General features: G+C 69.8%; 20 protein-coding genes and 1 pseudogene. 12 read left to right on the top strand and 9 right to left on the bottom strand.

Annotated features, from left to right (window positions below; all coding sequences use genetic code 11):
- Positions 1–18 precede the first annotated feature (18 nt).
- Entirely contained in the window at positions 19–1,317 is a 1,299-nt protein-coding gene (melA, locus tag ACR5MH_RS19145; protein ID WP_431348632.1) for an alpha-galactosidase, read from the bottom strand.
- 100 nt (positions 1,318–1,417) lie between these two features.
- The gene (locus ACR5MH_RS19150; protein ID WP_431348633.1) at positions 1,418–2,176 is read right to left on the bottom strand and encodes a DeoR/GlpR family DNA-binding transcription regulator; all 759 of its coding nucleotides are present in this window, start codon (positions 2,174–2,176) and stop codon (positions 1,418–1,420) included.
- A 195-nt stretch (positions 2,177–2,371) separates the two neighbouring features.
- On the opposite strand from ACR5MH_RS19150, the gene ACR5MH_RS19155 reads away from it, so the two are divergent.
- The 10 genes from ACR5MH_RS19155 to ACR5MH_RS19200 are packed head-to-tail and all read left to right on the top strand — an operon-like array spanning position 2,372 to position 13,068.
- Positions 2,372–3,697 (top strand): ABC transporter substrate-binding protein, encoded by a 1,326-nt coding sequence (locus tag ACR5MH_RS19155; RefSeq protein ID WP_431348634.1) that lies wholly within the window; start codon positions 2,372–2,374, stop codon positions 3,695–3,697.
- 43 nt (positions 3,698–3,740) lie between these two features.
- On the top strand, positions 3,741–4,691 hold the full coding sequence (locus tag ACR5MH_RS19160) for a carbohydrate ABC transporter permease (protein WP_431348635.1): 951 nt from the start codon (positions 3,741–3,743) through the stop codon (positions 4,689–4,691).
- Entirely contained in the window at positions 4,691–5,524 is an 834-nt protein-coding gene (locus tag ACR5MH_RS19165; protein WP_431348636.1) for a carbohydrate ABC transporter permease, read from the top strand. The genes ACR5MH_RS19160 and ACR5MH_RS19165 overlap by 1 nt, the downstream gene beginning before the upstream one ends.
- 13 nt (positions 5,525–5,537) lie before the next feature.
- Positions 5,538–6,881 (top strand): hypothetical protein, encoded by a 1,344-nt coding sequence (locus ACR5MH_RS19170; protein ID WP_431348637.1) that lies wholly within the window; start codon positions 5,538–5,540, stop codon positions 6,879–6,881.
- Entirely contained in the window at positions 6,878–7,756 is an 879-nt protein-coding gene (locus ACR5MH_RS19175) for a class II fructose-bisphosphate aldolase (RefSeq protein ID WP_431348638.1), read from the top strand. The genes ACR5MH_RS19170 and ACR5MH_RS19175 overlap by 4 nt, the downstream gene beginning before the upstream one ends.
- On the top strand, positions 7,753–9,084 hold the full coding sequence (locus ACR5MH_RS19180) for a D-tagatose-bisphosphate aldolase, class II, non-catalytic subunit (RefSeq protein ID WP_431348639.1): 1,332 nt from the start codon (positions 7,753–7,755) through the stop codon (positions 9,082–9,084). Before ACR5MH_RS19175 ends, ACR5MH_RS19180 begins: the two co-directional genes overlap by 4 nt.
- Positions 9,077–10,249: an SIS domain-containing protein gene (locus tag ACR5MH_RS19185; protein WP_431348640.1), complete on the top strand. Its 1,173-nt coding sequence runs from the start codon at positions 9,077–9,079 to the stop codon at positions 10,247–10,249. The genes ACR5MH_RS19180 and ACR5MH_RS19185 overlap by 8 nt, the downstream gene beginning before the upstream one ends.
- A complete protein-coding gene (locus tag ACR5MH_RS19190) occupies positions 10,246–11,208 on the top strand; it encodes a BadF/BadG/BcrA/BcrD ATPase family protein (RefSeq protein ID WP_431348641.1) in 963 nt (320 codons plus the stop codon). Before ACR5MH_RS19185 ends, ACR5MH_RS19190 begins: the two co-directional genes overlap by 4 nt.
- A 4-nt stretch (positions 11,209–11,212) precedes the next feature.
- Positions 11,213–12,385 carry a Gfo/Idh/MocA family protein gene (locus ACR5MH_RS19195; RefSeq protein ID WP_431348642.1) on the top strand — a complete coding sequence of 391 codons (1,173 nt, stop codon included), beginning with the start codon at positions 11,213–11,215 and terminating at the stop codon, positions 12,383–12,385.
- An 11-nt stretch (positions 12,386–12,396) separates the two neighbouring features.
- Complete coding sequence (locus tag ACR5MH_RS19200; protein WP_431348643.1) at positions 12,397–13,068, top strand: hypothetical protein; 672 nt, start codon at positions 12,397–12,399, stop codon at positions 13,066–13,068.
- Positions 13,069–13,126: 58 nt separating this feature from the next.
- Here ACR5MH_RS19200 and ACR5MH_RS19205 read toward each other — a convergent pair whose 3' ends face one another.
- The 7 genes and pseudogenes from ACR5MH_RS19205 to ACR5MH_RS19235 form a co-directional block, all read right to left on the bottom strand.
- Complete coding sequence (locus tag ACR5MH_RS19205; protein WP_431348644.1) at positions 13,127–13,822, bottom strand: DUF805 domain-containing protein; 696 nt, start codon at positions 13,820–13,822, stop codon at positions 13,127–13,129.
- Positions 13,823–14,191: 369 nt separating this feature from the next.
- Entirely contained in the window at positions 14,192–14,437 is a 246-nt protein-coding gene (locus ACR5MH_RS19210) for an acyl carrier protein (RefSeq protein WP_431348645.1), read from the bottom strand.
- A complete protein-coding gene (locus ACR5MH_RS19215) occupies positions 14,434–15,783 on the bottom strand; it encodes a dihydrolipoamide acetyltransferase family protein (protein WP_433862068.1) in 1,350 nt (449 codons plus the stop codon). The genes ACR5MH_RS19210 and ACR5MH_RS19215 overlap by 4 nt, the downstream gene beginning before the upstream one ends.
- Complete coding sequence (locus ACR5MH_RS19220; protein ID WP_431348646.1) at positions 15,776–16,753, bottom strand: alpha-ketoacid dehydrogenase subunit beta; 978 nt, start codon at positions 16,751–16,753, stop codon at positions 15,776–15,778. The genes ACR5MH_RS19215 and ACR5MH_RS19220 overlap by 8 nt, the downstream gene beginning before the upstream one ends.
- Positions 16,750–17,796: a pyruvate dehydrogenase (acetyl-transferring) E1 component subunit alpha gene (gene pdhA, locus ACR5MH_RS19225; protein WP_431348647.1), complete on the bottom strand. Its 1,047-nt coding sequence runs from the start codon at positions 17,794–17,796 to the stop codon at positions 16,750–16,752. The genes ACR5MH_RS19220 and pdhA overlap by 4 nt, the downstream gene beginning before the upstream one ends.
- Entirely contained in the window at positions 17,793–18,272 is a 480-nt protein-coding gene (locus ACR5MH_RS19230; protein ID WP_431349465.1) for an AMP-binding enzyme, read from the bottom strand. The genes pdhA and ACR5MH_RS19230 overlap by 4 nt, the downstream gene beginning before the upstream one ends.
- A 42-nt stretch (positions 18,273–18,314) precedes the next feature.
- A pseudogene (locus ACR5MH_RS19235) lies at positions 18,315–19,597 on the bottom strand (AMP-binding protein); the annotation flags it as partial.
- A gap of 217 nt (positions 19,598–19,814) precedes the next feature.
- On the opposite strand from ACR5MH_RS19235, the gene ACR5MH_RS19240 reads away from it, so the two are divergent.
- Entirely contained in the window at positions 19,815–19,988 is a 174-nt protein-coding gene (locus ACR5MH_RS19240) for a hypothetical protein (RefSeq protein WP_431348648.1), read from the top strand.
- Between the two features lie 57 nt (positions 19,989–20,045).
- On the top strand, positions 20,046–20,510 hold the full coding sequence (locus ACR5MH_RS19245; protein ID WP_431348649.1) for a pyridoxamine 5'-phosphate oxidase family protein: 465 nt from the start codon (positions 20,046–20,048) through the stop codon (positions 20,508–20,510).
- Positions 20,511–20,517: the final 7 nt, after the last annotated feature.

A 20,517-nucleotide genomic window follows, 5' to 3' on the forward strand; every position in this document is an offset into this window, starting at 1 on the left:
GATCCGGCGCGGCATGCCTCAGGACAGGCGGAGAGCCTCCGGGATGAGGTCGCCGTGCGCCACCAGGAGCTCGTCGCACATGCTCCGGATGTCGTCGAGCCCGAGCGTCGCGGCGGCGTTGGGGTCGAGCATCGCTGCGTGGTAGACGTGCTCGCGGTCGCCTTCGAGCACGGCCTTGACGGTCAGCTCCACGACGTTGAGGAAGGTGCGGTTCAGCGCGACCACCTGAGGCGGCAGCGCGCCGACGGCCTGCGGGTGCAGGCCGTCCGCGTCGACGGTCGCGGGGACCTCCACGCAGCACTCCGCCGGGAGGCCGTCGATCAGTCCGTCGTTCACCACGTTCACGTACAGTTCCGCCGGAGCGCCGGTGACGTGCGCGCGGATGAACTCGGACGCCATCTCGGAGGTCGGCTGCAGGTCGAGGTCGCCCTCCGCCTGCAGGGTGGCGAGCGTCTCGTCGAACTCCTCGATGTTCCGCTCGGAGCGCGTGAGGTATTCGCCGACCGGGATGCGGAAGCGCTCGATGTCCTCGTCGCGGTGCATCAGCCACGGCACGTACTCCGCGCTGTGCTCGCTCGACTCGGTGGGGAAGTAGCCGAAGCGGCGGAAGAGCTCGACACGGACCCGGCGCTGAAGCTCCGGGTCGCCGTCGATCACCTCGCGCAGCCGCGGGTAGAGGTCCTGCCCGTCGCGCTCGAAGCGGAGGACGAACGCCTGGTGGTTGAAGCCGGCGGTCTGGAAGACGATTTCGTCCTCCGGCACCCCGACGAGGTCGGCGAGCTGGTGGTGGGTGTCGCGGACCGAGTGGCAGAGGCCGACGATGCGCGAGAACGCGGTGCCGGCGGTGACGGCCCAGGGGAGCATCGCCATCGGGTTGCTGTAGTTCAGCAGGTACGCGTCGGGCGCGACCTCCGCGAGGTCGTCTCCGATCCCGGTGAGCACGGGGATGGTGCGAAGCCCGCGGAAGATGCCGCCGATGCCGATCGTGTCGCCGATGGTCTGGCGGAGGCCGTAGCGCGCCGGGATGTCGAAGTCCCTGCGGGTGGCGCTGTAGCCGCCGACCTGGATCTCGTTGATGACGTAGTCGGCGTCGGCCACAGCCGTCCGGCGGTCGAGGCTGGAGGTGACCCGCGCGTCCGCGCCGAGCTGCTCGCTGATGCGCTTGGCCAGGGCGTCGGCGTAGCCGAGCCGTTCGGCGTCGATGTCGTGGAGGGACAGCTCGAACTGGCCCTGGAGCTCGGGGAAGCTGCAGAGATCGGTGACGACGTTACGTGTGAACTCGACGCTTCCTGCGCCGATGAAGGCTACTTTGACCATGCGGCCAATATTGCATGCGCTGCGCACTTCGCACAATCTTCGTGCATTAATCGCGCGCAAAACTGCGCGTTTCTGAAGAACCGCACAGGCTGGACTGGATTCAGGCGCAGATCACGCGGCAGCCGAGGCGCTGGATGGCGTCGACCGCGGACTGCGGCGCCCGGGTGTCCGTGATCAGCACATCCACCTCGGACATCGAGCACACGCTCGCCAGCGCCACGCGGCCGATCTTGGTGGCGTCCGCCAGCACGACGGTCATGCGCGAGCGGTTGCACATGACCCCGTTGACGCGCGCGCCGATCGGGTCGTAGTTGGTGCAGCCGGCCTTGGTGTCGACGCCGTCGACGCCGAGGAACGACACGTCGATGTTGTACTCCGAGAGGAACGACTCGGCGCTCGGACCGACCACCTCCTGGCTGCTGCTGCGCACCTCCCCGCCTGCGGAGAAGACGCGCAGGCCCGGGTTGCTCACCAGGCTGCTCGCGATGTTCAGGGCGTTCGTGACGACGGTGAGCCCGCGGCGTCCCATCAGCTGCCGGGCGAATTCGTTGGTCGTGGTCCCCCCGGTCAGGCCGACGACGCGCGCCCCGTCGAGGAAGGCGGCGGCGCTGCGGGCGATGCGCTGCTTCTCCGCCGAGTCCTGGGAGGTCTTGAAGCCGAGCGGGAGGTCGTTGAAGGCCACGTGGGTCGTCGCCCCGCCCCGCGTGCGGCTCACCAGCTGCTGCTCCTCGAGGTATTCGAGGTCGCGACGGATGGTCGCCTCCGAGACCCCGAACTCGGCAGCGAGGTCGGGCACCTCCATCGTGACGTTGTCGACGATGGAGGAGACGATGTGGTGGAGTCTCTCTTTGCGCTGCACAGTCGAACTATAGCGAATGAGCAAGTTCAATGTGCAAAAAATCAATTTCAATCGTCAAATATGTTCATTCGGGCAAATCGGCGGATTTTTTGCTCGAATCTTTTGCGATAGCGCGCATTGCATGTAATGGTTGCTCAAATCGCGTGTCACTCAGCACTGCCGCTGACACGCTCCCTTTGCCCTAGGAGGAGCACAATGACGCTCAAGCCCAGACGCCACACCCGAACCGCAGTCATCGCCGGCGTTGTCGCGGCCGGACTCGCCTTGACCGGATGCACCGGCGGCACCGGCGGTGGATCGTCCCAGACCAAGGGCGCGACCATCACCGTCGCGTGGATGAACCCGGCGCCGCCGAAGGCCGCACTCGACGCCTTCACCAAGAGCACCGGCATCACGGTCAAGTGGACCAGCATCGACTGGGACAGCCTGCAGACCAAGATCGCCGCCGCCGCGACGTCGAAGACCTACTTCGCCGATGTCACGGACGTCGACTGGTCGCGCGTCGGCCAGCTCAGCAAGCTCGACTGGTTCTACCCGATCGACAACTACATCGACACGAAGAAGCTGAAGGCCGACATGCCTCAGCTCAGCTCCTTCGAGTCGGGCGGCAAGGTCATCGGCATCCCGTTCGACTCCTCGTACATGGTGACCACGGTCAATAAGGAGCAGTTCGCGCAGGCGGGCATCACCACGATGCCGACGACGATGAGCGAGTACACCGACGACCTCAAGCAGATCAAGGCGAAGGGTGTCTCGAGCACGCCGCTCAACATCCCGTTCGCGGCTGCCGAAGGGCTCTCGACCTACTGGTACGAGGCGACCGAGGCGTTCGGGGGCACCCTCCTCGACTCGAAGGGCAAGCCGCAGTTCGCGAGCCCCAGCTCCGGCGGCTACAAGGCGGCGCAGTGGATGGTCGACAGCATGAAGAACGGGCTGGTCCCGGCCGGCAACATCAACGTCACCGACTCGCAGGGCATGCAGAACCTGATGGCCAAGGGCGTCGTGTCCTCCACCTTCTCGGACTACTCGGGCAACGTGGGCAGCCTCTACGACGTGCCGGCCACCTCGACCGTCACCGGCAAGACCGAGTACATCCCGACCCCGGGCGTCGACGGCACCACCAGCAACCTCGGCAACCCCGACGGCATCGGCATCCCCAAGGCGGCTAAATACCCTGCGGCGGCGGCCAAGTTCATCGAATGGATCACGGCCACCCAGAACCAGGCGGACTTCGCCGGCGCGAGCGGACCGTCCAAGGTGATGCCCAACTACCCGACCCCCTCGCGGCTCTCGGCCATGAAGATCCTCACCGACAACGGCCAGCTCGCACAGGGGGCGGTGCTCAGCGACTTGCTCGGGAAGTCCAAGCCGGTGTTCGCCTCGGGAGCGCCCTCCTGGTACCCGGAGTTCTCGCGCTCGGTGAGCACCAACCTGCACGCCGCCGCCGTCGGCAGCATGAGCGTGGATGCGGCGATCAAGGCGATCGCGGCGCAGGCGACGAAGCTGTCGAACGGCTCGTGAGAGAAAGCACCATGAAAGCAACGACCATGAGCGACGAGCGCCGATGAGCGCCGACGTCGCAACCCGCAGCCGGCCGGGCACCACCCGGCCGGCCGGCGGGCCGGGCGGCCGGCGCTCCCGGGTCATCCGCCGGCTCGACTTCCTGCCCTACGCCCTGGTGGCGCCGCTCGCGGTGTTCATCATCGGCTTGGCGCTGGTGCCCGCTGGCATCACCCTCGTCGAGGCGTTCTTCAAGATCCAGCCGCTGAACCCGCCGGACCGCTTCACCGGGCTGGGGAACTTCTTCGCCCTGTTCTCCGACCCGGGGATCATCGCGAGCATGGGCAACACCGTGCTCTATGTGATCATCGGCGTCGTGCTCTCGACGGTGCTGGGCATCGTCTTCGCGGTGACGCTGCAGAAACCGTTCCGCGGGCGCTCGGTGCTCGTCGCGATCCTGATCCTGCCCTGGGCTCTTCCCGGCGTCGTGGAGGGCATCGTCTGGACCGGCATCTGGGACAGCAACAACGGCCTCCTGAACAGCGTGCTGTCGTCGCTGCACCTGATCGATCACTACCAGGTGTTCCTCGGCCAGAACCAGTTCGTCACCATCCTCGCGATCGAGCTGGTGCAGATCTGGCAGATCACGCCGCTGTCGGCCCTGCTCGTCCTGGCGTCGCTGCAGAACATCCCCGGCGAGCTGTACGAGGCGGCGGCGCTCGACGGCGCCACCGGGTTCCGGATGTTCAGCCGCATCACCCTGCCGCTCGCCCGGCCCGGCATCGCCGTCGCGATGGTCCAGGCCGTGATCGCGACACTGAACGTGTTCGACCAGCCGTACGTGCTCAACGGTGCGGCGGCGACCGGTTCGTCCGTCACGATGCAGACCTACTTCATCAGCTTCCAGAACCTCGACTTCGGTCAGGGCTATGCGCTTTCCCTGCTCATCACGCTGGCCACGCTGATCGTCTCGCTCGGCGTCGTGAGGCTCGTCTACCGTCCCGTGGAGTTCTGATGCGCCGACGCTCTCTCGCACGCCCTCTCGGCGTCGCCTTCATCCTCGTCTGGACCCTGCTGCCGCTGTACTGGGTGCTCAACACGAGCCTGCAGACGGACGCGCAGATCAGCGCCAAACCGGCGAACTACCTCCCTCCGACGCCGTCGATCCAGAACTACCTCACGTTGCTCGGCGGCAGCGGCGACCTGTCGGACTCCATCCGCCAGTCGATGCTGAACATCTTCATCGAGTGCACGGTGGCGACGATCGTGACGGTCGTCCTGGCGACGCTCGCGGCTTACGCCTTCGCCCGCATGACGTTCCGCGGACGAACCGTGCTGTTCTACGCGGTGCTCGCGACCATGGCGTTCCCGGCGTACGCGACCCTGATCCCGCTGTATCAGATGATGACGGGCCTCGGCCTGGTCAACACGTACACGGGGATCGTGCTCGTCTACGTCTCCGGCTTCCTGCCGCTCGCGACGTGGATCCTCTACAACTACATGAGCAGCCTGCCGATCGCGCTCGAAGAGGCCGGCCAGGTGGACGGCGCGAGCCGGATGCGGGTGCTGTGGCACGTGGTGCTGCCGCTGGCCCGGCCCGGCATCGTCTCGGTCGCCATCATCACCTTCCTGTCGGCGTGGGCGCAGTTCCTGTTCCCGCTCGTGCTCTCCAGCGACCTCTCCACCCAGCCGCTGACGGTCGTCATCGCAGCGCTGCAGGGGCGCCACACCGTGCCCTATTCGCTGATGAGCGCGGCCGGCGTCATCGCCGTGGCGGTGCCGGCGGTCATCGCGGTGCTGCTCAACCGGTACATCGTCAGCGGACTCCTCACCGGGAGCGTCAAATGAGAGGGAGCGTCCGATGACGCAGGACGCGTTCGTCCTCATCGGTGCCGGGAGCACCGTCTTCACGCCGGGGCTGCTCAGCGACCTCGCGAGCTCGCGCACGTTCGACGACGTCGAGGTGCGTCTGGTAGATGTGGTTCCGGAGGCCGCCGAGACGATGGCCCGTCTGGGGCGCCGCATCGCCGAGACGGCCGGCTCGACCATGCGCGTGGAGGCCGCGACCGACCGCCGCGAGGCGCTGAAGGACGCGCGCTTCGTCGCGACGACCATCGCCGTCGGCTCGGCCGACGGCTGGCGCGCAGACCTCGACATCCCCGAGGCGTACGGCATCCACCAGACGGTCGGAGACAGTGTCGGCCCCGGCGGTGTGCTGCGCGCGCTACGCCACGTGCCGGAGCTCCTCGCCATCGCGACAGACATCGCCGACGCGGCCCCGACGGCGCAGCTCATCAACTACAGCAACCCGCTCACGGCCAACGTGCGCGCCGTCAGCAAGCACACCGCCGTGAACGCGGTCGGGCTCTGTCACGGCACCATGCACACCCGGGCGGCCCTCGCCGCCGACCTCGGCGGTCTCGGAATCGACCCGGCGACGGTGACGGCCCGCTTCGCCGGGCTGAACCACCTCTGCTGGCTGCTCGACATCCGCTCGGGGTCGCGCGACCTGTACCCGCAGCTCCGGGAGCTGGTGGAGGCGCGCGCCGGAGGGCGCGAGGCCCCGGCCTCCCGCCACGAGGGCGTGCAGTCCGCCGTCTCGGCCGACCTCATGCGCACCTTCGGTCTCTATCCCGCGCCGGGTGACCGGCACGTCTCCGAGTTCTTCTCCGGCTACCTGGCCTTCAGTCAGGACGGCCGGCTCGGCTGGGGGCTGCAGGGCGGTCAGGACATGACCCGGGAGTACATCGACGAGAAGGGCCGGCTCTGGGACTCGCTGCGAGCCCAGGCCGACGGCAGCGAGCCGCTCGCCCCCTCCCGCAACCAGGAGGCGGAGCGGCTGGTGGCGATCGCCGAGGCGCTTCGCACCGGGAGCGAGCACGTGGAGCTCGCGGTGAACCTGCCGAACCGGGGCGCGATCGAGAACCTTCCGCCCGAGGCGGTCGTCGAAGTGCCCGCCGTCGTCGGCGCTCACGGCATCCAGTCCCTCTCGGTCGGTCGCCTGCCCGACGCGATCGCGGCGGTGCTCACCGCACGCGCGCACCAGCAGGAGCTGACGGTGGAGGCCGCCGTCACCGGTGCGCGGGAGCTCGCGCTGCAGGCGCTCACGCTCGACCCGCTCGTGCCCGACACCGTGACCGCCCGACGGATCCTCGACGACGCCGTCGCCGCCGATCCGTCGCACTACGATCGATTCGCCGCATGAGCCGCGCGACCACCCGGGAGCTCGTCGACGACGCGGTCTCCCGCACCAGCGCCGTGCTCGCGTTCAACGTGATCACGCTCGAGCACGCCGAAGGCATCATCACAGGGGCGGAGGCGGCCGGCACTCCGGTTCTCCTGCAACTCAGCGAGAACGCGATCCGATATCACGGCGGTCGCTTCGCCCCGCTGCTGGCAGCGTGCGATCGTCTGGCGGAGGAGAGCGCCGTCCCGGTGAGCCTCCACCTCGACCACATCCAGGACGCTCAGCTCGCCGAGCGGCTCATCTCGCTCGCGGGAGATGTCGGCGCGACCTCCATCATGGTGGACGAGGCTCACCACGACTACGCGCAGAACGTCGCCCGCACGCACGCGTCGACCGAGCGCGCCCACGAGCGCGGGCTGTGGGTGGAGGCCGAGCTCGGCGCGATCGGCGGCAAGGACGGCGCACACGCGCCCGGCGTGCGCACCGACCCCGCCGAGGCCGCCTCCTTCGTGGCGGCGACCGGGGTCGATGGGCTCGCCGTGGCGGTGGGCTCGTCGCACGCGATGACGACGGCCGACGCCCGGCTCGACCTCGCGCTGGTCTCCGAGCTGGCGCGAACGGTGCCCGTCCCGCTTGTTCTGCACGGGTCCTCCGGGGTCCCGCTGGAGACGCTCGCCGCGGCGATCTCGGCGGGCATCCGCAAGGTCAATGTCGGCACCGCGCTGAACGTGGCCTTCACCGCGGGCGTCCGCTCGTTCCTCGACGGGGATTCCGCCGCGACCGACCCGCGCCGCTACCTGGCCCTGGGCCGCGATGGCATCGCCGAGTCCGTGGCCGCGCTCTGCGAGCGGCTGATCGCGCCGGTTCCGACCACCTTCGAGGGAGCACGATGAGAGACCACCTGTGGGACACGATCCGGCGGCACAAGGCGGGAGAACCGGTCGGGATCCACTCGATCTGCTCCGCCCATCCCGTCGTCCTGGAGGCCGCCATGGCCCAGGCCTCGGCCGACTCCAACTACGTGCTGATCGAGGCGACCTCGAACCAGGTCGACCAGTTCGGCGGGTACACCGGGATGCGCCCCGCCGACTTCCGCGCGCTCGTCCACTCGATCGCCGACCAGCAGGGCTTCCCGCGCGAGCGCATCGTGCTCGGCGGCGACCACCTGGGACCGAACCGGTGGCAGAACCTGCCCGCCGACCAGGCCATGGCGAACGCCGACGCGCTCGTCGCCGCCTATGTCGAAGCCGGATACACCAAGATCCACCTCGATTGCAGCATGTCCTGTGCCGGCGACCCGGTGCCGCTCGGCGACGACCTCGTCGCGTCCCGCAGCGCCCGGCTGCTCCGCGTCGCGGAGGAGACCGCCCGCAGCACCGGTCAGGAAGGCCGGCAGCTCTACGTGATCGGCTCCGAGGTGCCGGTCCCCGGCGGTGCGCACGAGACGCTCGGCGAGCTCACCCCGACCGCGGCGGAGGCGGCGCGCGAGACGCTCCGCCGTCACCGCGAAGCGTTCGAGGCCGCCGGCGTGCTGGACGTCTGGCCGCGGATCGTCGCGTTGGTCGTGCAGCCGGGCGTCGAGTTCGACCATCTCCAGGTCATCGACTACCGGCGGTCCCGCACGGAGGCATTGCGCGAGGTCCTCGGCGACGAGCCGGGGATGGTCTTCGAAGCCCACTCGACCGATTATCAGCTGGAGTCGCGGCTCAGCGAGCTGGTGGAGGACCACTGGGCGATCCTCAAGGTCGGCCCCGGTCTCACGTTCGCGATGAGGGAGGCGCTGTTCGCCCTCGCCGCCATCGAGGTGGAGCTCGTCCCGTCCGCCGAGCGATCGAACCTCGTCGAGGTGATCGACCGGCGGATGCTCGCCGAGCCCGGCTACTGGCAGAGCTACTACGAGGGCGACGCCGACGAGCAGCGGATCGCCCGCCGCTACAGCTACAGCGACCGGCTTCGGTACTACTGGCCCGATCCCGAGATCGAGGAGGCCGAGGCGAGGCTCTACGCGAACCTGTCGCGGCGCCCCCTGCCGCTCCCGTTGATCGGCCAGTTCCTGCCGGACCAGTACGCCCGGGTGCGCGCGGGCGAGCTCGAGCCGACGCCGCGAGCCCTGGTGCTCGACAAGATCCGCGACGCCCTCCGCCCGTATGCGGCGGCCACCGCCCCCGCGATCCGCACTCTGTCAACAACCGCTACGAACCAGGGAGAACTCCTTGTCTGAAACACGCTCCGTCACCACCGAACGAGCCGCGAGCGAAGGCGCCCGGTTCACCATCAGCGAGATCAGCCACCAGCCGGAAGTGTGGCGCCAGGCCGCGGCGAACATCGCTGCCGACCGCGACAAGCTCGAAGAGTTCCTCGCGCCGCTGCTGGCGAGGCCCGATCTGCGCGTCGTCCTGACCGGCGCCGGCACGTCGGCGTTCGTCGGCGGTGTCGCGGCTCCCGAGCTGTCCCGGCTCCTGTCCCGTCGCATCGAGGCGATCGCGACGACGGACCTCGTGTCGAACCCGCGGGAGTTCCTGGCCGAGGACGTCCCGACCCTTCTGGTCTCGTTCGCCCGTTCCGGCAACAGCCCCGAGAGCGTCGCTGCGACCCGCTTGGCGGACGAGTGCCTCGGCGACGTTAGTCACCTGATCGTCACCTGCGACCCCGCTGGGCAGCTCAACCAGGAGCATCAGGGTCGCGAGCACTCGTACGTGCTGCTCATGCCGGCCGGGGCGAACGACCAGGGCTTCGCCATGACGTCGAGCTTCACGTCGATGCTGCTCTCGGTGCTGCTGGTGCTCGGGGGCGGCGACGCGCAGACCGTGCAGCCGCTGAACGATGCGGCCGAGAGCGTGGTCGACGAAGGCTGGGACGCGATCGCCGACCTCGCCACGCTCGACTGCAACCGCGTCGTCTATCTGGGCAGCGGACCGCTGACGGCTCTCGCCCGGGAGTCGGCGCTCAAGCTGCTGGAGCTGACGGCCGGGCAGGTGGTCAGCTACTACGACTCCGCGCTGGGCTTCCGGCACGGACCGAAGTCGGTGCTCGACGAGCGGACCCTCGTGGTCGTCTTCATCTCGTCCGACGAGTACACGCGCAAGTACGATCTCGACATCCTCGCCGAGCTCCGCACCGCGCTGGACCCGGCGCGCGTCGTCGCGGTCGGTCCCGACGGCGTCGTCGCCGACGGTGATCGCACGATCGCGTTCGAGGGGCTCGACTCGCTGAACGACGCGTTCCTGGCGAGCGTGTACGTCGTCGTCGCGCAGATCCTCGCCCTGTCGTTCGCCCTCCGGGTCGGCACCACTCCCGACAACCCGTTCCCGGACGGCAACGTCAACCGCGTGGTGAAGGGTGTGCGGCTCCACCCGCTCGGTGAGGACGGAAGCGGGCGCGCGTGAGCCGGTTCCTCGGCATCGACGGAGGCGGCACCAAGACCGCCTTCGTCCTGCTCGACTCCGATGGCGCCGTGGTCGCCCGCTCCCAGCAGCCGAGCAGCGACTACTACCGGCTCGGGGCGGCGGCCGTGACGCGGACACTCGCGGAGGGCGTCGAGGACATCTGCAGGCAGGCCGGTATCGCCCCGGATCAGCTCGACTTCACCGTCGTGGGGATGCCCGGCTACGGGGAGGTCGGCGCCGACGTGCCGCTGCTCGACGGGGTCCCGAGGTCGGTGCTCGCAGGCGACCGTTACCTGTGCGTCAACGACATGGTGTGCGGGTGGGCCGGATCGCTGTGCGCGAGCGACGGCATCAACGTGGTCGGCGGCACCGGCTCGATGACCTACGGCGAGCGGAACGGAGCCGGTGTGCGCGTCGGCGGCTGGGGTGAGCTGTTCGGAGACGAGGGGTCGGGCTATTGGATCGCCACCCGCGGTCTCAACGCGTTCACGCGGATGAGCGACGGCCGCCTCCCGCGCGGGCCGCTCCACCAGCTCGTGCGGGAACGGCTCGGCGTGCGGGACGACCTGGACACGATCGGCCTGGTGCTCACCGACTGGCAGAAGGAGCGCACCCGGATCGCCGCGCTGTCGACCACGGTCGCTGAGGCGGCCGCGGCCGGCGACGCCGTCGCCGCGCGCATCCTCGCGGACGCCGGAGCGGAGTTCGCCGAGCTGGTCGACACCACCCGTCTCGCGCTCGGGTACGAGGACGGCGAGACGGTCCCCGTCTCCTACTCGGGAGGCGTGTTCCGCTCCGAGGCGGTGCTCGCGGCCTTCGGGCGGTCGCTCGACGAGCGGTACGACGGCTACGACCTCCGCGTTCCGGTCTTCGAGCCGGACATCGGCGCCGCGCTGTACGCGGCGAAGGTGTCGGGGAGCCCCCTGAGCGACGACGCGCTCGACCTCCTGAAGGGATGACCACGTGACCGACCTGAGGATCGGCGTGATCGGCTACGGCAACCGCGGCGGTGTGGCCCGTGAGGCGCACCGCCCGGGCTCCGGCTCGGTCGTCGTCGCCGTTTGCGATCGGGATGAAGTCTCCCGTGCCCGCGCTCGTGAGGATTTCACCGATGCGCTGATCACCGACAGTCTCGACGACCTCCTGGGCCTCGGGCTGGACGCCGTCATGGTGCTCACGCCGGACGACCGCCATGCCGAGGTCGCGATTCCGGCGCTCGAGGCAGGACTGGCGGTGTTCTGCGAGAAGCCGCTGGCGATCTCCATCGACGACAGCGACCGCATCCTGGAAGCCGCGCACCGGACCGGTTCCCGCCTGTACGTCGGGCACAACATGCGCCACATGCCGGTGATCACGCTGATGCGCCGGCTGATCCTCGAGGGCCGCATCGGCGAGGTCAAGGCGGTCTGGTGCCGGCACTTCGTCGGAAACGGCGGCGACTACTACTTCAAGGACTGGCACGCCGACCGGTCGAAGTCGCTGGGCCTCCTGCTCCAGAAGGGCGCCCACGACATCGACGTGATCCACTGGCTGGCCGGCGGTTTCTCGAGCCGGGTCCAAGCCGTGGGCGCGCTCGCGGTGTACGGCGGCGTGACCGACCGCCGGGACCGGTCGGGGGAGCGGATGCAGGACTGGTTCAGCCTCGACAACTGGCCGCCCGCCTCCGCGGAAGGCCTCAACCCGGTGATCGACGTCGAAGACATCTCTCAGGTCAACCTCGTGCTCGACAATGGTGCGCTCGCCTCCTATCAGCAATGCCACTTCACCCCCGACTACTGGCGCAATTACACCGTCATCGGCACCGAGGGCCGCATCGAGAACTTCGGCGACACGGCCGGCTCGGAGGTGCGGCTGTGGAATCGGCGGCACAACGGCGCGGCTCCGGCCGACGAGACGTTCGTCGTCGACGGCGGGATCGGAGGCCACGGTGGGGCGGACGCGCTCATGGTCTCGGAGTTCCTCGACTTCGCGCGCCGGGGAGGCGTCACCGACACGTCGCCTGTCGCCGCGAGGAACGCGGTCGCCGCGGGCGTGACGGCCACGGCCTCCTTGCGGGGCGATGGCCGGGCGCTGGCGGTGCCCGCGCTGAACGACGAACTTGTCGCCTATTTCGACGCGGGCCAGACCCCGCGGTGAGCGCAGTGCCGGTGACTGCCGCGACGGCGGCGCTGCGGTCGATGCTGGCCTCGGGGCGTTCGCGGCCGATTCCCGTTGTCGACAGGGACGAGCTCGTCGAGGCGATGGGCGCGTTGCACGACGAGGCCGTCGCCGCGTTGGTGACGCGAGGTTTCCCCGCTTCGGTGGCCGAGGCATCGCTCGCGGACATCCCGCGAAAGGTCGAGACCTACGACGACCTGGTCGGCGACGACTGGCTGCTCGCGGTGTTCACCGGCGAGGTGGTGGCCCTGGGGCGCCTGCAGTTCGAACGGCGCGCGGGTCGGCGGGGACGAAACCTGCACATCCCGGAACTCGGACCGCTGGATCCCGACGCGGTCGACCGGTCGCTGGCGTGGGCCGCGCGCGCCTTCGACGACGGCGCTCCGCTGATCTGCGAAAGCTGGATCTTCGACGACCGACTCGGCGAGTTGTCCGCGTCGAGCAACCTCCGGCGCTTCATCGAGCGCTTCGACCGGGCACCGACGGCGCCGAGCCTCGACGGCGCACGCGATCTCGCCAAGTTCGTCTTCCGCTCGACGCCGGAGCGCGTCGTGGCAGAGCCGCTGCGGGCGCAGGCTTCGTCGGTCGAGCGCATCGCCTACGCGGCCCTCGCAGGCGACGGCGTGTGGAGCAAGGGATTCGGCCGACTCCTGACCGCCTAGCCTGGTCGTCCCGGCTCCCTCCGATCGTACGAAGGCTGCTCCGCCCTCCCGACGCGAGTCACGGGGCGGAGGGCGGATCCGGCGGAGGTGCGGGACGCTCCGCCGGCGCCGGGCCAGGCGGTTGCGGTGGCGCCGGCGGTTCGCCGGCCGGCTTCTGCGGCGGCCGCGGCGTCGCGTACAGAGGCTGGCCTCCTGCTGGGCCCGCATAGGGGAGCGGGGTCTCCGGCCAGCCGTAATCGCGCGGCGGGAGCCCGACGCCGGGAACGAGGACGGTGTAGCCCGGGACCTCGCCATCGGGACGGTCGAATCGGGCTCCGCGCGGGTTGGGCGGAAGGAGCGTCATCACGAAGATCGTCAACCCGCCGAGACTCGGGATGAGCAGCAGAAGCAGCAGCAGCCCGCTCAGATCGACATCGTGCAGGCGCCGGGCGGCGAGCGCGAGACCGGGGATGATCGTCGCAAGCCACCACCCGGCGATGAGGATGATGCCGAAGGCGGCCCCCGGTCCCGGGACGAAGCTCCCCTCGGCGTCGCGGGAGGATCCGACGAACGCACCGGCCAGCACCATCGCATACAGAACGAGGACGACCAGGGCGTCGGCGAGTGCCCACCACCAGTATTCGCTGCGGCTGGCGCGCCCGTCGAAGCGGGCGTACTTCTTCCAGTAGCGCACGAAGGCCTCGCCGAATGACGCCTGGTAGCGGGGCGCCCACAAGGGCACGTGCGGCTGCGCCTGCGATTCGGGTGTGATCATGGCTGCCTCCTGGTCGGATGTCTTCCACCCTGCTCCGTACGCGCAAAGCTGGGGAGTCCGCATTGCGGGGGAGGTTGGCTCGCGCCACAGACCCCCCGGTAGGTGGCGCGAGCCCTGTCACCGATCTGCGATCATCCGTCCCGCCTCGACCGCGGGTCCAGGGCGCATCGGTGACCGCCGATCAGCGTCCACTTCGGACGGGACTGATCGGCTGGCATAGGTCGAGTCTCCCGCACGGGGAACATCGTCGTTAGAGGCTTAAGGCCCCCGGGAGAGACCCAGGAGCGTCGTCGTGGCTGGGGTGCCGAACGCGTGACCGGCCTGCTCCGGCGAACCGGTCATCGGTCCGCGATGCGGGTTCGGGTTCGGTCACCGACCGTGGGAAGCGACGTAGCCGATGAAGCCGCCCACCGTGTCGAGCTGCCGGTAGTCGTCTTCGGGGGTGTCGACACCGGTCGACTCGGCGACCAGCTCGACCAGGCGCAGGAAGTCGAGCGAGTCGATTTCGAGGTCCTGCCGCAGGCGGGCGCTCTCGACGAGTTCGTCCGGGGCGATGTCCGGCGCGACCTCTCCGAAGGCGGCGGTCACGGCGGCCCGGGCATCCTGGGTGTTCATAGCTCCTCCGGTCTCTGCAGCAGTTCGTCGATGCGGCTGAGGAACCGTGCTCCGCGCATGCCGTCGCTGACGCGGTGGTCGGCGGAGAGCGTGGCGACGACGGCCGGACGCGCTCCCACCATCCCGTCGTGTGCCCACGGCTGCTCGGCCACCCGCCCGAAGCCGACGAGGGCGACCTGCGGCGGGTAGATCACGCCGAAGACGCTGTCGACGCCGAGGTCGCCGAGGTTGGTGACGGTGATCGTCGCCTCGGTCATCTCCGCGCGCTGCAGCCGACCGGCCCTGGCTCGGGCGACCAGGTCGCGGAGGCGGGCCATCAGGTCATCGAGGGCGAGCGTGTCGGCCGCCAGGATCGCCGGGGCGACGACGCCGCCTCCGCGGAGCGCGACGACTACGCCGAGGTGGATGGGTGTGCTCGGCTGGAACTCGCCGTCGACGACGTAGCCGTTCATCTCGGGGACGTCGCGCACAGCGAGCGCCGTCGCCTTCATCAGCAGGATCGCGGGCACGAGCCGCGCGGAGGCGGGACGGCCCGCGTTGGCGTCCGTCATCCAGGCCATCGCCGCGCGGAGGTCGATCGTGGTGCTGAGGTAGTAGTGCGGGATGGTCTTCTTGGAGCGGGCCATCAGCGCGCCGATCGCGCGGCGGAGGCCGGCGGTCCGTTTCGCGGTCGACGTCGCAGCCGTCGGCGAAGGAACAGGCGCGGGGGCGGGGGCCGGGGCGCCGACGAGATCCTTTTCGACCACGGCGCCGCCGGGGCCGGAGCCTGTGACGGCGCCCAGGTCGAGACCCCGCTCGGCGGCCAGCTTCCGCGCCCGCGGTGACGAGCGGCCGCGAGCGGGTGCGCGGGCCTCGCTCGACGGCGCTGCGACGGCCGGCGCACCGGAGGCAGGGGTGCGTGCCGGCGCCGGGCCGGCAGCCCGCTCCACGTCCTTGTGCGTGACGGTGCCGCCGCGACCCGTGCCGTGGAGCGACCCGGTGTCCACGCCGAGCCGTTGGGCCAACCTCCGGACCGGTGGGCTGACCGGGGTGGTGACGGGCGCTGCAGCCGGGGTGGTCGCCGAGGGAGTGACGACAGGAGTCGTCGGGGCCGGTCCTCCGGCGGACGCCGGGGTCGGCGTGATCCGTGCCAGGGGCGCACCGACCGGGAGCACGTCGCCGACGTGCGCGAGGAGCTCGGAGACGACGCCGTCCTCGAAGGTCTCGACGTCGATGACGGACTTGTCGGTGTCGACCGCGGCGACCAGCTGCCCTCGGTGCACGGCGTCCCCGGGCTTCACCAGCCATTCCACCAGTGTGCCCTGCTCCATGTCGGCGCCGAGGGCGGGCATCAGGAAGTCACCCACGGCCCACCGCCTCGCGTGCGGCGGCGACGACCCGGTCGGCCGACGGCAGTGCCGCCTGCTCGAGATCGTGCGCGTACGGTGTGGGGACCTCGGCGCTGCAGACACGCCCGACGGGCGCGTCCAGTTCGTAGAACGCGTGCTCGGTGATCCGGGCGCTCACCTCCGCCGAGATGCTTCCGCTGCGCCAGCCTTCGTCGATCACGACGGCACGGTGCGTCTTCGTCACGCTGGCGAGGATCGCCTCCTCGTCGAGCGGCCGCAGCGTCCGGAGGTCGATCACTTCCGCGTCGATGCCGTCGGCGGCCAGCCGGTCCGCCGCCTCGAGGACCATCGGCAGAGTGCCGCCGTAGGTGATGAGGGAGACGTCGGAGCCGGGCCGCCGGACCGCGGCGCTGACGATGTCGACCGCGCCGGCGTCGTCGGCGAGCTCTCCGCTCCGCGGGTACAGCGACCCGTGCTCGAAGATCAGCACCGGGTCGGGGTTCTGGAGCGCCGTCCACAGCATCCCGCGGGCGTCCTCCAGCGTCGCCGGGGTGAGGATGCGCAGCCCCGGGATGTGCGCGTACCAGCCTTCGAGACTGTGGGAGTGCTGTGCGGCCAGTTGGCGGCCGGCGCCGGTGGTCATCCGGAACACGATCGGCACGTTGAACTGGCCGCCCGACATGTGCAGGATGCTCGCTGCGTTGTTCACGATCTGGTCCAGCGCCAGCAGGCTGAAGTTGACCGTCATGATCTCGACGATGGGCCGCATTCCGCCGAGGGCCGCGCCGATGCCCGCCCCGACGAACCCGGACTCCGACAGCGGGGTGTCGCGGATCCGGTCCGGTCCGAATTCGTCCAGGAGGCCGAGACTCACCGCGAAGCAGCCCCCGTACTTGCCGACGTCCTCGCCCATGAGGAAGACGCGGTCGTCGCGCTGGAGGGATTCGCGGATGGCTGCGCGCATGGCCTCGCGGTAGGTCGTCTTCACGAGGTGGCCTCGCTGTACACGAAGCGCGTGAGCTCGGCGACGGGCTCGGGCGTCCCGGCCTCCGCGAAGGCGACAGCGTCGTCGATGTCGGCGGCGACCTCCTCCTCCAAGGCAGCCCAGTCGTCGTCGGAGAACGCACCGGACGCTGTGAGCCGGGAGCGCAGCGCGTCGACCGGGTCGTGCGTCATCCACGCCTCCACCTCGGACTTGTCGCGGTAGAGTTCCGGGTCGTACATCGAGTGCGCTCGGAAGCGGTACGTGCGCAGTTCGAGGAAGTGCGGCCCTCCGCCGGAGCGCACGGCGTCGACCGCGCGCCGGGCGGTCTCCTCGACCGCGAGGGCGTCCATCCCGTCGACGGGCCAGGCGGGGATCTCGTAGGCGGCGGCTTTGAGCGCGATGTCGGTCTGGGACTCGGAGCGGTCGAGTGCCGTGCCCATCGCGTAGAGGTTGTTCTCGCAGCAGAACAGCACCGGCAGCTGCCAGAGTGCGGCCAGGTTCAGCGCCTCGTGGAACTCGCCCTCCGCGACGGCGCCCTCGCCGAAGAAGCACGCGGTGACGCGAGAGCGTCCGGCCAGCTTGTCGGCCAGTGCGAGCCCGACGGCGAGCGGGAGGCCGCCGGCGACGATCGCGTTGCCGCCGAAGAAGCGCGTCGCGGCGTCGAACAGGTGCATCGAGCCGCCGCGGCCGAGACAGCATCCTTCGACGTGTCCGTACATCTCGGCGAGGATCGCCCGGGCGGTGACACCCTTCAGGAGCGCATGACCGTGCTCGCGGTAGGTGGCCACCACGCCGTCCTCGGGATCGAGCGTCGCCAGTACTCCGGCCGCCACGGCCTCCTCGCCGATGTAGACGTGCATGAAGCCGCGGATCTTGGCGGCGCTGTAGAGTTCGACGCACTTCTCCTCGAGGCGTCGGACCCGGAGCATGTCCTTCAGGAGGCGGCGGCCGAGTGCGTCACCCGGATTCCCCGGGGACGACGCAGGCGCGGCCGCTCCGGTGGCGCGTGCGGTCCGGTTGCTCCGGCTCGTTCGGGAGGTGGTCATCGTGGTGCCTCGACTGTCGATGTGTCGCCTTCGGGGAGGCCCAGCTCGCGGGCTTTGAGCAGGCGCCTGAGGATCTTGCCGCTCCGGGTCCGCGGCAGCGCCTCGGCGAAATCGAGTTCGCGCGGAGCCACCGCGGGTCCGAGCCGCTTGCGTGCGAACCCGATCAGCTCCAGCCTCAGCGCATCGCTGCGCTCCCAGCCCGGACGCAGTTCGACGAACGCCTTCACGAGCTCGCCCGCGACCGGGTCGGGGATGCCGATGACGGCTGCCTCGGCGACGGCCGGATGCTCCATGAGGGAGCTCTCGACCTCGAACGGGCCGATCAGATGGCCGGAGGATTTGATCACGTCGTCGCCGCGGCCGACGAACCAGAAGTAGCCGTCCGCATCCCGCGTCGCGAGGTCGCCGGTGAGGTACCAGCCCCCGACGAAGCACCGTGCGTAGCGCTCCGGCTCGCCCAGGTAACCGCGGAACATCGAGGGCCAGCCCGGCCGCAGGGCGAGTTCTCCCACACTGTCCGCCTCCGTCACCAGCACGGCCTCGCCGTCCTGCACCAGCGCAGCACCGTGGTCGTCCCGGCGCACGAGGGCGGCGGTCACTCCCGGAAGTGGGCGCCCCATCGAGCCGGGCCGGACATCCATCGCGGCGAAGTTCGCGATCATGATGCCGCCGGTCTCGGTCTGCCACCAGTTGTCGTGGATCGGCATTCCGAACGCGCTGACGCCCCAGACCACCACCTCGGGGTTCAGAGGCTCACCGACGCTCGCGATGAACCGGAGCGCCGACAGGTCGTGCGCCGCCACACGGTCGGTCCCGGCTTTCATGAGCATCCGCAGCGCGGTGGGGGCGGTGTACCAGACCGAGACCTTCTGCTGTTCGAGGATGCCGTACCAGCGGTCCGCGTCCAGTTCCTCTTCGTCGACGATCGTCGTCACACCGTGAACGAGCGGCGCGATGACGCCGTACGACATGCCCGTCACCCAACCGGGGTCCGCCGTGCACCAGAACACGTCGTCGGGATGCAGGTCGAGAGCGTAGAGCCCGGTGGAGGCGTGGGCGACCACCGCCTCGTGCACGTGCACCGCCCCTTCGGCAGCCCCGTCGTGCCGCTCGTGAAATGCAGCAGGGCCATGTCGTCGTCAGCGGTCGGCACGATCGGTGCGGAGGGCGGTGCGTCTCGCATCAGGCGGGCGAGATCGAGGGTGCCATCCGGTAGCCCGGCGCCGACCTCGGCGTCGACGAGCAGCACGTGCTCCAGCGTCGGGAGCTCGGAACGGATCGGCGCGACCTTCTTGGTGTAGAACGCACGCGTGGTGACGAGTACGCGAGCGTTGCCGAGCTGCATGCGCTGCCGCACCGGCTCCGGCCCGAACGCGGAGAAGAGCGGGCAGAACACACTGGCGTTCTTCAACGTCCCGAGCACGCAGACGTAGAGCTCGGGACGGCGGCCGAGCAGCGAGAACACGCGCTCGCCGCGCCCGACCCCGAGCGCGCGCAGCACGCTCGCGAAGCGGTCGGTCCGCTCCGCGAGTCCGGCGTAGGTCACAGCGTCGACCGTCCCGTCGGCGTGGACGAAACGCAGAGCGTCCTTGGTGGCGTCAGGGCCCGCAGCATGCCGATCGACGGCCTCGTACGCGATGTTCAGGCCGCCGCCCGGCAACCCGGTCAGCGCCTGGCGCGCCTGCTCCCAGCTGAAGGATCGGCAGGCGGCCTCGTAATCCACCAGGTTCGGGGTCACACGCAGCGCGCTCGGATCCTTGTGGATCGTGGGCCGGCGTACGGTGCCGCTCAGCGTTGTCATGCGGTCAGCCAAGTCCGGGCGGCCGGCCGCGGGAAGGGCCGAAGGACCCGTGAGACCCGCGGTGGGAATGTGCCTCGCCCTGGCGCGCGGATGCTCGCGCGGCTCCCGTTCACCCCGGGAAGACTGCGGTCCGAGAGGGAACGGCGGGACTTTCGCCCCTCCTGATGAAACAGGGGAAGTCCCAGCGTTGCACCATGAACACGAAGATGGTCACGCGGTGAGCGCCCGGCGGCCGGCGCACCCCGGCGCGTTCCTGGAGCTGGCGGCCGTGACCGTCGCCTGGGCGGTCATGCTGTTCGCGTTGGCGTGGGGAGCGCTGATGATCGTGTCGACGATGTTCGCGTCGCAGATCCATGCGATCCTCGCCATTTTCGGCATCGCGCCCAACTGAAGACGGCTCTCGTCCTGGGCGCGGGAGGGCGGAGACCGGGATCGGAGGTAAATGATCATGAATGCCGTGAATCGGGACGAGGACATCTGGTCCCCGCAGGGACCTGCGACGGTGCTGGGGGAAGACAGTTGCTGGGCGCTCCTGGAGACGCATTCGTTCGGACGTGTCGGACTGAGCGCCGCGAACCAGCCCGAGATCTACCCCGTCGATTATGCGGTGACGGAGCGCGAGGTGGTGTTCCGCACGGCGGATGGGACCAAGCTCCGGCACCTGACCGCCAATCCCGCTGTCGCTTTCGAGGTGGACGAGCGCGACGGCGAAGATGCCTGGAGCATCTCCGTTCGCGGGACGGCCCGAGTCCTGCACGACCCGGCCCGGATCCGGGCCGTCGAGCAGCTGTCCTGGCCGGACTGGGCGCCGACCGAGACCTACGTGTACGTCGCCATCCATCCAGACAGCGTCACTGGTCGGCGGATCTCCCGGCACCTTCACGCCACGCGAAAGGACGTGATGCCCGAATGAAGTCGCC

The sequence above is a fragment of the Streptomyces sp. L7 genome (assembly GCF_050990935.1).
Classification (GTDB): domain Bacteria; phylum Actinomycetota; class Actinomycetes; order Actinomycetales; family Microbacteriaceae; genus Leifsonia.